The sequence below is a fragment of the Anabaena sp. FACHB-1237 genome (assembly GCF_014696225.1).
GTDB lineage: Bacteria > Cyanobacteriota > Cyanobacteriia > Cyanobacteriales > Nostocaceae > FACHB-1237.
Genome location: NZ_JACJPV010000033.1, coordinates 1 through 15,948, shown reverse-complemented (window position 1 = coordinate 15,948; position 15,948 = coordinate 1). Strand labels below are relative to the sequence as shown.

At 33.2% G+C, this 15,948-nt stretch carries 10 protein-coding genes; 4 read left to right on the top strand and 6 right to left on the bottom strand.

Translation table 11 applies throughout. The features are described from left to right. Positions 1 to 58: 58 nt before the first annotated feature. Positions 59 to 1,573, top strand: coding sequence for a thioester reductase domain-containing protein (locus H6F32_RS15145; RefSeq protein WP_190370145.1), 1,515 nt, complete (start codon positions 59 to 61; stop codon positions 1,571 to 1,573). A gap of 117 nt (positions 1,574 to 1,690) precedes the next feature. Beyond that, the gene (locus tag H6F32_RS15140) at positions 1,691 to 2,482 is read left to right on the top strand and encodes an SDR family oxidoreductase (RefSeq protein ID WP_190370144.1); all 792 of its coding nucleotides are present in this window, start codon (positions 1,691 to 1,693) and stop codon (positions 2,480 to 2,482) included. 201 nt (positions 2,483 to 2,683) lie between these two features. Here H6F32_RS15140 and H6F32_RS15135 read toward each other — a convergent pair whose 3' ends face one another. Beyond that, entirely contained in the window at positions 2,684 to 4,126 is a 1,443-nt protein-coding gene (locus tag H6F32_RS15135; RefSeq protein WP_190370143.1) for an ATP-binding protein, read from the bottom strand. 188 nt (positions 4,127 to 4,314) lie between these two features. Continuing rightward, complete coding sequence (gene yidD, locus H6F32_RS15130) at positions 4,315 to 4,749, bottom strand: membrane protein insertion efficiency factor YidD (protein WP_395939620.1); 435 nt, start codon at positions 4,747 to 4,749, stop codon at positions 4,315 to 4,317. Between the two features lie 388 nt (positions 4,750 to 5,137). On the opposite strand from yidD, the gene chlP reads away from it, so the two are divergent. After that, complete coding sequence (gene chlP / locus H6F32_RS15125) at positions 5,138 to 6,358, top strand: geranylgeranyl reductase (RefSeq protein WP_190370142.1); 1,221 nt, start codon at positions 5,138 to 5,140, stop codon at positions 6,356 to 6,358. Positions 6,359 to 6,494: 136 nt separating this feature from the next. Here chlP and H6F32_RS15120 read toward each other — a convergent pair whose 3' ends face one another. From H6F32_RS15120 to H6F32_RS15105, 4 genes are all read right to left on the bottom strand, one after another. Beyond that, positions 6,495 to 7,925, bottom strand: a complete 1,431-nt coding sequence (locus tag H6F32_RS15120; protein ID WP_190370141.1) for a phospholipase D-like domain-containing protein — start codon at positions 7,923 to 7,925, stop codon at positions 6,495 to 6,497. Positions 7,926 to 7,937: 12 nt separating this feature from the next. Beyond that, on the bottom strand, positions 7,938 to 11,522 hold the full coding sequence (locus tag H6F32_RS15115; protein ID WP_190370140.1) for a serine/threonine-protein kinase: 3,585 nt from the start codon (positions 11,520 to 11,522) through the stop codon (positions 7,938 to 7,940). A 283-nt stretch (positions 11,523 to 11,805) separates the two neighbouring features. Then, positions 11,806 to 12,546 carry a pentapeptide repeat-containing protein gene (locus H6F32_RS15110; RefSeq protein WP_190370139.1) on the bottom strand — a complete coding sequence of 247 codons (741 nt, stop codon included), beginning with the start codon at positions 12,544 to 12,546 and terminating at the stop codon, positions 11,806 to 11,808. Between the two features lie 106 nt (positions 12,547 to 12,652). Further along, on the bottom strand, positions 12,653 to 13,297 hold the full coding sequence (locus H6F32_RS15105; RefSeq protein WP_190370138.1) for a hypothetical protein: 645 nt from the start codon (positions 13,295 to 13,297) through the stop codon (positions 12,653 to 12,655). A 234-nt stretch (positions 13,298 to 13,531) separates the two neighbouring features. Here H6F32_RS15105 and H6F32_RS15100 point away from each other — a divergent pair, with 234 nt between their 5' ends. After that, on the top strand, positions 13,532 to 15,577 hold the full coding sequence (locus H6F32_RS15100) for a cation:proton antiporter (protein ID WP_190370137.1): 2,046 nt from the start codon (positions 13,532 to 13,534) through the stop codon (positions 15,575 to 15,577). The last annotated feature ends 371 nt before the right edge of the window (positions 15,578 to 15,948 follow it).

Below are 15,948 nucleotides of genomic sequence, written 5' to 3'. Positions count from 1 at the left end.
GATGGTGCATCAAACAAATAATCAAAACATCCTCAAAACACCACAGGAGTAACAAATAATGAATTTAACACAGTCCTATACTGCGGCAGACATTCAAAAATTTCTAGTATCTAATCTAGCTAAAGTTATTGAAGTTTCCCCCGAAGATATAGACGTTAATGAACATTTAGAAAATTATGGTTTAGATTCAGCCCAAGCCATGATTATTATTAGTAAATTAGAACTATTATTAGGCTTTAAACCTTCTCCCATTTTATTATGGCATTATCCTAACATTGCAGCTTTATCCCAACGTTTAGCAGAAGAATCCCAAAATAATCTAGATATTAAAGATGGTGTAAAAACCACCAGCAATAGTCTAAATACAGCACCTTTTTTAGACTTAGGTGCAGAAGCAGTTCTTGACCCCACAATTCAACCTATTGGTAGTTATACTGGTGACATTGCTAATCCTAAAAATATCTTTTTAACTGGAGGAACAGGTTATTTAGGTGCATTTATTATCAAAGAATTATTATCAGCAACTCAAGGGGTTATTTATTGCTTAGTTCGGGCTGAAAATATCTCAGAAGGTAAAAATAAATTAGTCAAAAATTTAGAACAATACGGAATTTGGGATGATAAATACCAACAGAGAATTATTCCGGTAATTGGTGATTTATCAGAACCGTTTTTAGGAATTTCATCACCAGAATTTGCTAATTTAGCAGCTAATATTGACACCATTTATCATAGTGCTGCATTGTTGAATTATGTATTTCCTTATTCAGCATTAAAAACCGCCAACGTTTTAGGAACTCAAGAAGTTTTACGTTTAGCTTGTGAAACTAAAGTTAAAGCGTTTCATTATGTTTCTAGTGTGGCTGTTTTTGAATCTCCCGTTTATGCTGGAAAAGTAGTTAAAGAACAGGATGAATTTAATCATTGGGAAGGAATCTTTTTAGGTTATTCCCAAACAAAATGGGTATCAGAGAAATTAGTAAAAATTGCAGGTACAAGAGGATTACCTATTACTATTCATCGTCCTCCTTTAATTGCTGGAGATAGCCAAACTGGAGTTTGTAACACCCATGATTTTATCAATTTAATGATTAAAGGTTGTTTACAAATGGGATATTTTCCCGATGTAGATTATAATTTGGATATGTCTCCAGTGGATTATGTTAGTAAAGCAGTGGTTTATTTATCCAGACAAGAAAAATCCATTGGTAAAGCATTCCACCTGCAACATCCACAACCAGCATCATTAAAATCCTTAGTTGAGTGGGTACGTTCTTTTGGATTTGATATTAAGATGATTTCTTATGAAGAATGGCAAAATTATTTAGTTAATAATGTCACTTCTCCTGAAAATCCTTTATATACTTTACGTCCATTTTTATTAGAAAGATGGTCAGATGAACAATTAACAATTCCTGATTTGTATTTGCAAGCCAGAAGGCCTGTAATTAGTTGTGAAGAAACATTAGCAGCGTTAAAAGGTAGTGGTGTTAGTTGTCCAGTAATTGATTCTCAATTATTAATGACTTACACATCATATTTAATTCAAACTGGTTTCTTAAGTTTAGGTTAGAGGAATGTTGGGTTTCTAAGTGATAAATGTTGGGTTTCCTGCAAGAGCATAACCCAACAAATTATCATTCAATAATTATCACATGACACATATTAGGTGATTTCACCCTTTTTAAAAATGAACATAAAATGTCAGGGAACAGTTTTAATTACAGGTGCTGCCAATGGTATTGGTTATCAGTTAGCCCGGATTTTTGCTAGTAATAATTATCATCTTGTATTAGTAGATAGAGTGGGACAAAAACTCACACAAATAGCTATTGAATTTGAAAAAGAATTTGGAATTTCTGTTAAACCAATTATTAAAGATTTGGCGATATCCACATCTCCTCAAGAAATTTTCACAGAATTGCAACAAGCAGGTATTAAGGTTGATATTTTAGTCAATAATGCCGGGTTTGGAACCTATGGTTTATTTAATGAAACTAACCTGAATACTGAACTAGAAATGTTGCAAGTAAATTTAGTTTGTTTGACTCATTTAACTAAATTATTTCTGAAAGAAATGGTTAAAGAAGGTCAAGGTAAAATATTAAATGTTTCCTCGGCTGCTGCTTTTCAACCAGGTCCTTTAATGGCGGTTTATTTTGCCACTAAAGCCTATGTTTTATCGTTTTCAGAAGCGATCGCTAATGAGTTAGAAGGTACAGGAGTTACTGTGACTGTACTTTGTCCTGGCTCTACTATTTCGGCATTTCATGAAAGAACAGGTATGGCAGATTCTAAACTGTTAAAAGGTAAAAAAATGATGGATGCCCAAACGGTGGCACAAATGGGATATGATGCTTTAATGAAGGGGAAAACAATTATAATTCCTGGTTTTGTGAATAAATTGATGTCAAAATGTGTGCGGTTTATTCCCAGAAAAATTGTCACTAAGATAGTTAGGAATATGCAGGAAGATAAGTAGAAATCAACGCTTATTTTTTAAATTTAGAAAATAGTTTGATTGTTTTAGCTTTTAAAAATCCTGAACGTCGTAAAATCACTGATTTTGCCGTTTATTAAGTTTATTAAATGACAATTAAAAGCGATCGCTACCCTAACAAAAATAAAAGAAATAATTAGGAGCGATCGCCCCTCATACAAATACAATAATCTTGAATGTATCCTACTGCGAAAACTTATTAATACGACGCAAAATATTAGCGCCAATTATGTAAGTGTAGAAACTAGATGGCTCAAATTGAAAATGTACATCTTTATACATAAAGTCTTCATCTGTAATAGTGCGACTTGTTACCAAAAGATGAGATATAGTAGGGTTTTTTCTCACAAATTCTACACAGTTATCAAGTTCTGAATTTGACCTATAGGGGTGGTCACTCCACTTAACTTCCACAGCCCAAGAAGGTGACTGATTTGCAGGTTTCAAATGTACAATATCAATTTCTCCTGAATTCCAGCGTGCATAATAAAGCTCAATAGTCATACTATGTTGCCATTGACTAAAAATAGCAGTTTCCGTCATCGCTCCCATAGCTTCAGAATCCGCATTAAGCTGTCCAAACAGTGCTGCTCGCATGGATGGATTAGTTAAATACACTTTAAAGTACATTGCTCTCTTAAATCTCTTTGCATTTTGGTCAATTCTCTCAACACGCCGAATTAAGAACGCAGCCTCAAGATATTCAATATAACGCTTAATAGTGTTCTTGGCGACACCAGAAGATTGAGATAAGCCTTCTAAATTTACTTCATTACCAGAGTTGTAAGCCAATGTAGTAAAAAGTCTATTTAATTCTTGAATATCATTGATACCGTAAAGACTAGGCAGATCACGAAGTAATACTTTTTCAATAATATCACTTTTAATATACTGACCCGGATCTTGCCGAATACTTTCAGAAAATACTGCTTCTGGATATCCCCCAAAATTCAGGTAGTTCACAAATTCTTTATTTAGTTCTTCAATATTGGTAGCAGAATATTTATATGGATGCAGAGGATCTTGAGTTGATATTATATTTATAAGTTCATCTTCTCGACCAATAAACATTAAGTATTCAGCAAAAGTTAGTGGCGGAAGAATATAATCACTAAACCGACCTGCCCCAGATTCAACACTTTTTAATCGTAGCGCAGCAGCAGCAGAACCAGTGGCAATAAAGCGGTAGTCAGCAAAGGAATCAACGAGAGATTTCAGGTGTATTTCCCAATTACGCAGGTATTGAATTTCATCAAAGAATATAAACAGTTTTGTATCACGTTGATGATGGAATAGTTCTTGAAAATAACTAAGTATTTTTTCTAATGGAAGTCCTGTATAAATCGGGGTTTCCAGAGAAAGATATAAGATATTTTTCTCATCAATACCAGAGTTTAAGAGTTCGCGTACACTATGATACACCATAACAGTCTTACCGACGCGCCTTGGTCCCATCAACACGATTGCACGACGAACACTTACATCCAATATTTTCTGATGAAAAGCCTCAAAATACTTTCGCCGAGGAGTATCTTCAAAAGCGACTTTCCCTTTCTTTCCTGTTTCCCACCAGGGGTTATCAAATTGAAGACGGGATATGATATCGTTCTTGGCAATTTCCAACATAGGGATATATAAGATTAGTACATTAATCTTAATTTAGCGAAAAATAGTATTAAGGTCAATGAATTAATCTTAATTTTCTAGTACCGTAGTAAAGTCAAAAGTAATAAATCATCAGCTTTTTAGTGCTTGAGATGGTTATTGCATTTACACGATGTTGTACTATATCAATACATTTAATTCTCTATTATTTAAAAACTACACCCTCCACAATCTAAACCACCACAATCCAAACTACTAGTATCTATAGCAGCGCAATCTAAAGCACTACAATCAAGAATTTCCAGAGAAGAACATCCTAAATCAGCGCAGGTAGTACAATCTCTCTCATTAAAACGTGAAGATTTTGCAGGTTTTTCTATTGGTACTGGTAAATTTTCTTCTGTTTCTGGAACTTCCATTTCCTCCGGTATTTCTGGAGTTTCCATTGCTAACTGATGTTGTCTCAAAAATCGCATTTCTCGTAAAGTTTGATTCGCTTGTTTACATTCTTCAAACCTTTTTCTAGCCTGAAAAAATGCCATCTTTAAACCATTTTCAGCAACCTGTCTTTTCACATACTGAGAACAAGATTCCCCACCATGTAACACACGATGAGCGCAGCGAAACCCTTTATGGGGCGAAATATACCGTTGATATCTGGTAATTGCATTGATACTAATTTGACGAGAAATATGATCAAATAAAGAAATTTCAATAGTTTTAGTTATAGTCTTATTTATTGTTAATGTAGTGCAGTTATCCTGTGTTCAACCGTGATGTAGTGCAGCTATTTTATGTGCAAAATTACTTACGAGATTTATTACATTATCTGATCCTACACATCATTGACTCACATTTACTGATAAGATAGGAAAATTTAATTTTTGATAATTTTCGCCAACTTTCTATAATTTTTCATGTCGAAATGTTAAGGAATATTGCATTTCTGACAAAACCTGAGCCTAACCCTCACCTCCAATAGAAGTACATGATAGGATACATTGGGTAAATATTAAGATTGGGAGAAAGACTTTGACACTTAGGGTTGCTGTTGTTGGTTCTGGTCCTGCCGGTTCTTGTGCTGCTGAAACACTAGCTAAAGCTGGCATTGAAACCTATTTATTTGAGCGTAAGCTAGATAACGCTAAACCTTGTGGTGGTGCTATTCCTCTGTGTATGGTGAGCGAATTTGACTTACCTCCTGAAATTATTGATCGTCGCGTGCGGAAGATGAAAATGATTTCACCTTCTAACCGTGAAGTTGATATCAATTTAATAAATCAAGATGAATATATAGGAATGTGTCGCCGCGAAGTGCTAGATAGTTTCTTACGGAACAGAGCAGCTAAACTAGGCGCGAATTTAATTAATGCCACTGTTCATAAAGTTGATATACCTGGCAATAATAGTGACCCCTACACCATCCATTATGTTGATCATACTGGAGGACAGGCACAAGGCGTTACTAAAAGTCTCAAGGTGGATTTAATCATCGGTGCTGATGGTGCAAATTCACGTATTGCTAAGGATATGGACGCAGGTGATTACAATTATGCGATCGCTTTCCAAGAACGTATTCGTCTTCCCCAAGACAAAATGGAATATTACAACGACATGGCAGAAATGTATGTCGGTGATGATGTATCCACAGATTTCTACGCTTGGGTATTCCCCAAATACGATCACGTAGCTGTTGGTACTGGCACAATGCAAGTAAATAAAGCCAGCATCAAACAATTACAAGCAGGTATTCGCGCCCGTGCAGCCGCAAAATTAGAAGGTGGCAAAATCATCAAAGTTGAAGCTCACCCCATTCCCGAACATCCCCGTCCCCGTCGTGTTGTAGGACGTATTGCCTTAGTCGGTGATGCCGCAGGTTATGTAACAAAATCATCAGGTGAAGGCATTTATTTTGCTGCTAAGTCTGGTCGTATGTGTGCTGAAACCATTGTAGAAACCTCTAACTATGGTGCGCGTATCCCCAGCGAAAAAGACCTGAAAATTTACTTAAAACGTTGGGATAATAAATACGGACTGACTTACAAAGTATTAGACATTTTACAAACTGTTTTCTATCGTTCAGATGCTACCAGGGAAGCATTTGTAGAAATGTGTGATGATTTGGATGTACAGAAACTTACTTTTGACAGTTACCTGTATAAAACAGTAGTTCCTGCGAACCCCTTCACACAATTAAAAATTACCGCTAAAACCATTGGTAGTTTAATACGCGGTAATGCTCTTGCTCCCTAAATATTGGCCATAGGTAATAGGAAATTGGAAAATTGGTAATAAGTGATTTATTATTTTACCAATCACCAATTACCCATTACCAATTACCAACAATTATTAATATTATTTAATCTGATTTTTTAATAGAATTTAGAAATCATTTTAATTTAACTAAATTTATAGCACTATTAAATAAATCCTCAATTGTTTGTTTATCCTTTAAAACTACTCCTAATTCATCTCTGTAAGTTAAGTTGGGATCTGCTCTAAAGGAGAGGAAATTAAAGCTAGTTACTATCGCAAATTTATCATCACAAACTATTTGCTTGCGATGACTGTTTGTAGTTTTTTGAAAATTTAAGTTTTTATAATTGTGCGCTAAATTCTCCAACTGATTAATTGACCAGGTATCATTTTTCATACTTCCCGGAGTTTCTTTATAACCATATATGATATGAATTTGCACTTTTCGTTTTAATGTTTCCTCTAAAGTTGATAAAAATTCTCGGTTAACTACATTACTTTTGATCCAGGGGGAAACAATCATTACTCTATTTTTTGCTTCTTTTAAAGCTTTAAAAAGATATTCCCTTAGTTCAGTAGTATGAATAACTTCTGAGATTCTAGTTTGAGTTTTGATTTGTTCTAGTTGTTTTTCCAGTTTTTGCTTTTCTTCCTTGACAGATGTATTTTTATCTGTGAAGGAATCAGGATCATTAAGAGAACTAATTTTTGCACTGATTTGTTCTACATTTTTAACATCCTCATCTTTAATACTACTAACAATCTCAGTAAATGATTGATTACAAGTATTATCTTGTTTCATATCCTGAAAAATAGGATCAAGTATTTTCTTTCCCTCTCCATATAATTTTTCTATGGTTTCTCGATAATCTTTTTGAATAGAATTTCTAGAAAATATTTCATATTCTATTTCACTATCATTTGGATTACTTTTATACAAAACTAACAATACTTCATGCCATTCAGGATATACTTTTTCTATTTTATTTACCTGAATCAGTTCAACATTCTTATTAGAGACTGAATTTTGTAAATATCTCTCAATATCTTGATAATAGTCAATAATATCTTCTATATTATCTTTTCTAGGTTTTTTGATGACTTTACTAATACAGTTATTTGGGTATTTTTTAACATCAAATTTATTTAGGGAAAAGTTGTCTATCAACTTTCCACTTAAACCATCTAAATAGAAAGTTCTACTATCTGAAAGTGGTGATAAGATAGTTTGTTGCTGTAAAGCATCTTGTCCTTTTTCTGTTAGCTGAAAACCATTATTTCTAATAACTATATCATCAGAAATTAATTTTGATAATACTCTCTCAAGTATATCATTATCTATACCTAAAAAACCAGCAATTTCTTCTAATTTATTCAAATTATTGACAATACACTTCATAATATATTCTTCTAATAATTCTAAATTTCTATTTGCCAAATATGTTAGATCGAGATTTAGAACATAAAAAGGATAGCCAATAGGTTGACAATCAATTACTATAGCTTCAGGAAGTGAGTGACGTTTACGAATTTTTTCTTCAAAGTCTTTGGTTTGACTAACCATGATATTACTCCATTATGAATTAATTGTGAATTCAATAAAATCACTAGATTCGAGTCGTGAACAATAATTACTATTATCAATATATTCTATATATTCTATTAATGGTTTAAAAGGATTAGAAATATTTTTAGGAGTTCTACCCTGATAAGCCATGTTATCATCACCAACTATAATTAATAGTTGTTTGGCACGAGATAAAGCGACATTTAAACGACGATCATCAGAAGTGAAACCTAATTTTTTATTTTTATTGCTTCTCACTAAATCATAAATTATAATATCACATTCACCTCCTTGAAAAGCATCAACTGTATGAATAATGATATGTAGATTTGTCCACAATTGTTTATTATTAGGTGCAATCGCAGATTCTAAAATACCAATTTGTGAACGATAAGCTGAAATAACACCCACTTGCTTTTGTAACTGATTTAATTCACAATTTTCTTGAATCCTTGATAAAACTGCTTTGATAACTTTTGCTTCATAAGGATTACTACGACTTTTTCCATTTTCTCTTTCTTGCGATTTTTCCCCAGCATCGCTAGTAGATATCCAATAAATATTTTTATGGAACTTATCAAGTGTTAGATTATGTTCTTTTTCTTGAACATTCACCAGATTACTAGCAACTTGATTATCATAAAATAATGTACTAACTAAATTACCAATATGAGGGTGCATCCGATATTGATTATTCAGTGTTATTTTATTGGTTGTAGGAAGTTCTTCATAGAGATATTCAAATAAACTTGTTTCCAAAACTCTCTTGTGAATTTCCTTTTCACTTAAGGCTTTTTCCTGTAATTCTTGATCAATGATAGGAGGTAGTTGTTTATGATCACCTACTAAAATAATTTTTTTACCTTTAGACATGGGTACAAATGTTTCAGGTGCAGTGGATCTACCAGCTTCATCCACAATTACCCAATCAAAATTACGATCTTTAAATCTTGCTACTCCTAAACAGGTTGCACCAACAACATTAATTTTATCTATAAAAATAGATTCTAAATCTTCCTGTTTTCTTTTTAATTTTTCATTCCATTCTTTGTTTAGTTTTTGCAGTCGAATAAAATTCTCATAGTTGGCTTGGTTTTCACCTAATATACTTTGCAATAGTTTATATTCTTCATTAATCCATTTGGAAAGATATTTTTGCTCAGGATACTCTATCCCAAACTTTTCAGTATATTTTTCTAGTGATTGTAATATTTTTTGTTCTAATTCCAGTTTTTCAGATATTAGCTCTAACGCAATATCAGAAAACTCTATAGATGCTAAATTATCTTTTTGTATAATCAACTCAGAATTAAATCTAGCTATGGTTTGAGTTAGTTTTTGAGATATTGATTGTAATTGTTGATATTTACTTTTGACATCTTCTAAGTGAGCAATTTTTTTCACTCCAGAGAGAACTTGTTGATTATTTTCTTGATACTCTTGCCAATAAGTTAATGATTTAGTTCTTATTGAATTTTGCCAGGTAATAATAGCTTTTTCAACTTCAAATTGTTTAGCATCTTCTTCGATTTTTTCTTCTCTACCAATTCTAATACACATGATTTCTTTTTCTTCAACACGAGATAGCCTAGTTAAAACGTTATCTACGGCTACATTAGACTGGGAAGAAATTAAAATTTTATCATTTGGATATTTATCTAAAATTTGCAAAATTATTTCTGTAATAACAGATGTTTTACCTGTACCTGGTGGTCCTTGAATTAAAAAAATATCTTCAGTAGCTAAGGCTTTAGATACTGCTTGTTGTTGTGAATTATCTATTTCTTGATTAAAAAAATTATGAATTAAACTAGCTTCTATTGGTTGAACATTGGCTGGATCAGCTATTACCTTGGATAAAGTTGTATTCTCACAATCTCCATATCTAATTTCTCGTAAAGCTTTACGCCGTTTATCAATTTCAGATTCTTGTGCTTTAAAATTAGTTTCTATTTTTCCTTTATCTAAAATAGATTCTATAATTTCAGGAGGACAAAAATCTCCTATACTAATATGTATCTTTTCAACTAATTCTCCATTACTAGATTTATCACCATCAATAATATCTCCAATTCCACATTGCTTTTCTTTTTGTTTAATTGAAGGTGAGTTATTTCTAATAGAAATAGTAACAGGTAATGGTGGAGATGTAATTTGATCAAATTGTTCAGTGGAAATAGGTTTTATCAATGATAAAATCAAAATTTGTTTTTGTTGATCATAATATTTCTCTCTGTATTCAAACACTGATTTTTTATCAGTGATTATTTGTTTTTCAAGATCAATTACTGATTGCCATTGCTCGAAAGTAGCAGCTAAATCTTTATTATTTGCTATTTCGTTTTTAATTTGCTGTTCTTTTTGGTAAATTTGTTTAATCAGTTCTGATAAATCTGATTTTCTTTTTAAACCTGCACCTACCTCAATTATAGGATTTACTTTTATATTCAACCCATTTTCAAATATTTGTTCTTGTATATTAGGAGGTAAGGTAATTTCATGTAGTACAGTTATGTGGGTAGAGTTATGATTATCTAAATTAATAAATGCACGATAGAATTTAGATGAACTTTCTAAACCAATATCAATTGTTAGTTTATTTTCATCACGCTGCTGCTGATCACGGCTTTTTTTAATATATAAAGTATTAGAATTTTCTCTGAATAAAGACTCAAGGTAATTTTTAATTGCTAAAATGTTATTTTGAAAGTTATGTTGATCATTAATTTCTTGTTCTGCTCTGCGAGTTATATTAAAAATAACTTTAAATGATTCTGTTAGTTCTTCTTGAAAATTAGCAATAACTTTTCTAAGTTCATCTAGCTTAGGACGATTTTCACGATCTTTATCTGTAGCTTTTTTTAAAATTTCTACTAAATTACTAAAATTACCGCAACCATTTAAGGATAATTGAGTAGATTGATACAGTACGTTTTTATCTCTCTCATCTTGAAAAATAATTCTATCATTTTGAGTTGACAATAAGTATAAAAATGTCATTCCTAGAGAATAAACGTCAGAATCTCTGGAAACTTTCTCTAAAGTAATTTGTTCAGGAGCAGAAAATAAAGGTGTATGATAACTTCTAATTGTATTTGTTAAAATAGTAGTTGTAATAATGGCTATACCAAAATCTAAAACCTTTGCTTGAGGTTGTTCATCAGTATCCACAACTTTAATATTATCTGGCTTAATATCTCGGTGAATAATATTTTTAGAATGAGCATGACTAATGGCATCAATAATTTGTTTAAGTATATTTAATTTTGTTTTTAAATCAATGCCACTATCAAAATAAGTTTTTATATCTTGACCATCTAAATATTCTAATACTAAATAAACCAGTTGATGACGGGTTTCATAACCCTGTTCAATAAATTTAACTATATTAGGATGATTAAACCTTTTTAAGGTCTCTGTTTCTCTTTCTAAAAGTTTAATTGCATTATCTTCATCGGTAGAAAGAGTTTTAATAGCATAACGCTCAGTAGTACCTAATTTCTTCGCCAGGTACACAACACCGCTACCACCTTGTCCAAGTTTGGAAAGGATATCATATTTACTGCCAATAATTTCACCGATTAAATTAGACATACTGATTATTTTATGATTGCAATAATGAAAATGAACCACTAAAAAACTTACTATAAGCTATGTTACACTACAAGTATAATTTTAGCATACTGCCAACTCAAACAACTCATAAGTCTTTGGAGTATCAAACAACTAAGCTATACCAACCCCAAACGTAAAAGTACCAAGTATAATCCAGTCTGATAACTGTCTCATCTTGACATCTTAACGATAAAACCTTCGGTGCGTTACGAGCTAAAGCTCTAATACACCCTACATCATATAATTACATAATTGCATATAATTACATAATTGCCCCTCTCAAATTCGCGCCTTGCAAATTAGCACCTTGCAAATTAGCCCCTTTTAAGTTTGCCCAACTTAAATCAGCATTCATTAAATTTGCTTGACTTAAATCAGCTTTATATAAATAAGCACCACCTAAATGAGCCTTAGTTAAATTAGCCTTATGTAAATTAGCCTTATACAACTGCACCGTCATTAATTCAGCTTCATATAAATTAGCTTCACTCAAATTTGCGGTAATTAAATTTGCCCCCATCAAATTAGCAAAACTCAAATTACTACGAATTAATTGAGCATTAACTAAATCAGCATATTTTAAATTAGCATTATAAAAATCTGTACCAATTAAATTAGCATCTGTCATCATAGCATTTTCTAAATTTGCATGACTCAAATTAGCACCAATTAAATTTACATAACTCAAATCAGCTTGAGTTAAAATTGCTTCAGTTAAATTAGCAATACTCAAATTAGCATTTTGTAAATTTGCTTCTATTAATTTAGCTTGGGCAAGATTAGCATTAGTTAAATTAGCTTTACTTAGGTTACTTCTGACTAAAATAGCTGCTACTAAATCTACTTTATTGAAGTTTACACCTTGAAGATTTGCGCCGCGTAAATTTTCAAGGTGTAAATTAGCTGATGTTAAATCAATTTCTATATGTGGATTTTGATTTCTCCATTCTATCCAGTTAACTGCACCAGATTTTAATAATTTGAGATGTTCTATATTAGCCATTTTTTTAGGGAATAGGTAATAGTGAAAAATTCTATCTAAAAGGATTAATAAACCATTAATAAATATGAATATTACTAATTATCAATTGTCAATTATCCATTGTCAATTACTCATTACGTTTATTTTGATTTGCTGGTACTCTTCCTGGTGAGTTTTCAATAGCTGCTAACGCGCCCGCTGCACCTGCGAGTATATCTCTTTCTTCTCCACCTAAGTATAATCTCCCAAAACTACCCACAGCTTGTACTTCTAAAATGTTGATTTGGGCGGCTTTTTCGGCTTCATTAGCGGCTAAGGCAGCATAAGCAGCAGGTTCTACTTCTAACACATAGAGAGTTTGTCCTGCTAGTAAAAGCTGGCCGCGACGGGTACGGTTAATTAATTGGGTTTGATATGCGTCTATGTTGCGAATAATTTGACTAGAAATTACACGAGGTTTAATACATTCGTTTTTCTTTACGCCTAAAAGAGCTAATATAGCCTCTCCCGCCGCACGGGTTTCGCCTTGAGAACCAGAATGTACTTCTAAAAGCCCATAAAGTCTTTCTACTATTTGTATTCCGGGACGCACAGAGGCAGATTTTAGAGCAACATCAGTAATTTTGTTAATTTCTATACCTGGTGATATTTCAATCCAGAGGGAGGTGTCTCCTGGTAGGGGTAAGAAGCCTTGGGCGACTGTTCCCATATATGCAGCGTGTTGAGGTTGTAGGTTGTCCAGAAATACGAAACTGCGTAGTTCTATACCCAAGATGGTAGTCTCCCGTTACTATTGTGGTAATGTTTGAGTATTTTACATTATAAGTTGACAACATTAACAGCTAGATAGTTGTAGGGTGCGTCAGATTGAATACATCCTGCTAATAAGTACATTTCTGATGTCTGACGCACCCTACTAATATAGAATAAAGGTGATCAGATAAATATATAAAATTCCTATATCATCTAAATAAATGAGTTGTTTACATTTCTTAACTAAAAATCCGTGCAAGAAGATTTTCGCCTAATAATTGATTTAGTCTTGGTTTTTGCTGTAGCTGCTGGTGGAGGACTCTTAGCAGCACTATTAAAACAACCTGTATTACTGGGATATTTACTTGGAGGAATGGTAGTAGGTCCTGGAGGACTGAAACTAATCAAAGAAATAATACAAGTGGAAACCCTTGCCCAGTTTGGGGTAGCTTTCCTATTATTTGCTTTGGGTGTAGAGTTTTCCCTAGCGGAATTAAAAAAAGTGAAAGCGATCGCTCTTGGAGGTGGTAGTTTACAAATTATCCTTACCATTGTCATTACCGTGATCCTCTGTGGGTTGATTGGTGCTTGGGACACCTTACCAGCTAAGGGAGTTTTCTTAGGTTCTATATTATCTTTATCTTCCACCGCAGTAGTTCTGAAATCCTTGATGGAAAGGAATGAAACCGAAACTCCTCAAGGCCAAGTCATGTTAGGTATCTTAGTCGTTCAAGATTTGGCATTAGGATTAATGTTAGCTATATTACCAGCTTTACATCAGCCACCAGAAGTAATTGGTGTAGCTGTTTTTACAGCTTTATTGAGAATTAGTTTATTTGCTGCGGGTGCGGTAGTTGCTGGTATTTGGTTAATTCCGCCTTTATTGAGATTATTAGCAAAAACAGAAAGCAAAGAGTTATTTTTATTAGGAGTAGTGACTATTTGCTTAGGAATTGCCCTATTTACAGAATATTTAGGATTATCCATTGAAATGGGGGCATTTGTAGCAGGTTTAATGATTTCAGAAGTGGAATATGCGGATGAAACTTTAACAATTGTTGAACCATTAAGAGATATATTTGCTAGTTTGTTTTTTGCGTCCATTGGAATGTTGATTGATCCTGTATTTTTGTGGCAGAATTTAGATTTGATATTGGGATTAGTAGCTTTAGTATTTGTGGGTAAATTTTTGATTATTACTCCCTTAGTAAAGTTATTTAATTACTCTTGGAAAACAGCAATAATTACGGGTTTAGGTTTAGCACAAATTGGGGAATTTTCCTTTGTATTAGCCAGTGAAGGACAAAGTTTAGGGTTAGTTTCCCGCAGGATATATTTATTAATTTTGGGAACTACAGCAGTAACATTAATTTTAACTCCTTTTGTGTTAAGATTAGTGCCATTTTTATTTAGTTTAGCCGAATCTATGCCTTGGTTAAAACCGTATTTAGAAGAAGATCGAGTGCGGGATGTGGCTGATGAATTACCTGTACAAAATCATATTGTAGTTTGTGGTTATGGGAAAATTGGGCAAAATGTAGTGAAATTATTGCAGGAATATGATTTACCCGTAGTAGTAATTGATCAGTCAGAAAGTAAAATTCAACAATTACGAGACAAAGGTATCCCTTACGTATATGGTAATGGTGTAAGTCTTCATGTTTTAGAAACGGCGGGAGTAAATAATGCTCAAGTAATGGCGATCGCTTTACCTGATCCTGCTAGTATTAGATTATGTGTGAAACGCTCCTTAGAATTATGTCCAGAATTGGATTTAGTGGTACGTGCTACTAAAGATAAAAACATTGAATTATTATATCAATTAGGAGCGCGAGAAGTGGTACAACCGGAATTTGAAGCTAGTTTAGAAATGGCCAATCATTTATTAACTAGTGTGGGGTTATTACCGGAAATTGTCCAACAGAAAATGCAGAAAATTAGACAAGATCATTATTTAGATTTACGTCCAGAAAGAACTGAGGCAGAAATTGCCGAATATTTGGCAAAAGTGACCCAGGATCTTAATCATCGGTGGTATGATTTACCAGTTAATTCTCCTTTAATTGGTATGACTTTAGCAGAAATTGATATGCGTTATTTTACCGGAGTGAGTTTAATGGCCATTCGTCGTGCTGATGGGGGAGAAATTAATTATCCTGATAGTCAAACTAAATTATTAACAGGCGATCGCTTATTAGTAGTAGGATCAATAGATGAACTCAACGCATTAGTAGAATTTGCCGAAGGTAAAATTCATCTTACTTCAGAAATAGAACAAGAATCATCTTCTTCCCAATAGTAGCGCAAGCATCTTGCTTGCATCCCCCAATATGTAGCACAAGCATCTTGCTTGCATCCCCAATATGTAGCACAAGCATCTTGCTTGCATCCCCCAATATGTAGCACAAGCATCTTGCTTGCATCCCCAATATGTAGCACAAGCATCTTGCTGGCATCCCCCAATATGTAGCACAAGCATCTTGCTGGCATCCCCAATATGTAGCACAAGCATCTTGCTTGCATCCCCCAATATGTAGCACAAGCATCTTGCTTGCATCCCCCAATATGTAGCACAAGCATCTTGCTGGCATCCCCCAATATGTAGCACAAGCATCTTGCTGGCATCCCCCAATATGTAGCACAAGCATCTTGCTGGCATCCCCCAATATG

Excerpts from the sequence above, each read along its gene's own strand:
- H6F32_RS15115 (WP_190370140.1), bottom strand. The coding sequence starts at position 11,522 with ATGTCTAATTTAATCGGTGAAATTATTGGCAGTAAATATGATATCCTT.
- H6F32_RS15120 (WP_190370141.1), bottom strand. The coding sequence starts at position 7,925 with ATGGTTAGTCAAACCAAAGACTTTGAAGAAAAAATTCGTAAACGTCAC.
- H6F32_RS15145 (WP_190370145.1), top strand. The coding sequence starts at position 59 with ATGAATTTAACACAGTCCTATACTGCGGCAGACATTCAAAAATTTCTA.
- H6F32_RS15140 (WP_190370144.1), top strand. The coding sequence starts at position 1,691 with ATGAACATAAAATGTCAGGGAACAGTTTTAATTACAGGTGCTGCCAAT.
- H6F32_RS15135 (WP_190370143.1), bottom strand. The coding sequence starts at position 4,126 with ATGTTGGAAATTGCCAAGAACGATATCATATCCCGTCTTCAATTTGAT.
- H6F32_RS15110 (WP_190370139.1), bottom strand. The coding sequence starts at position 12,546 with ATGGCTAATATAGAACATCTCAAATTATTAAAATCTGGTGCAGTTAAC.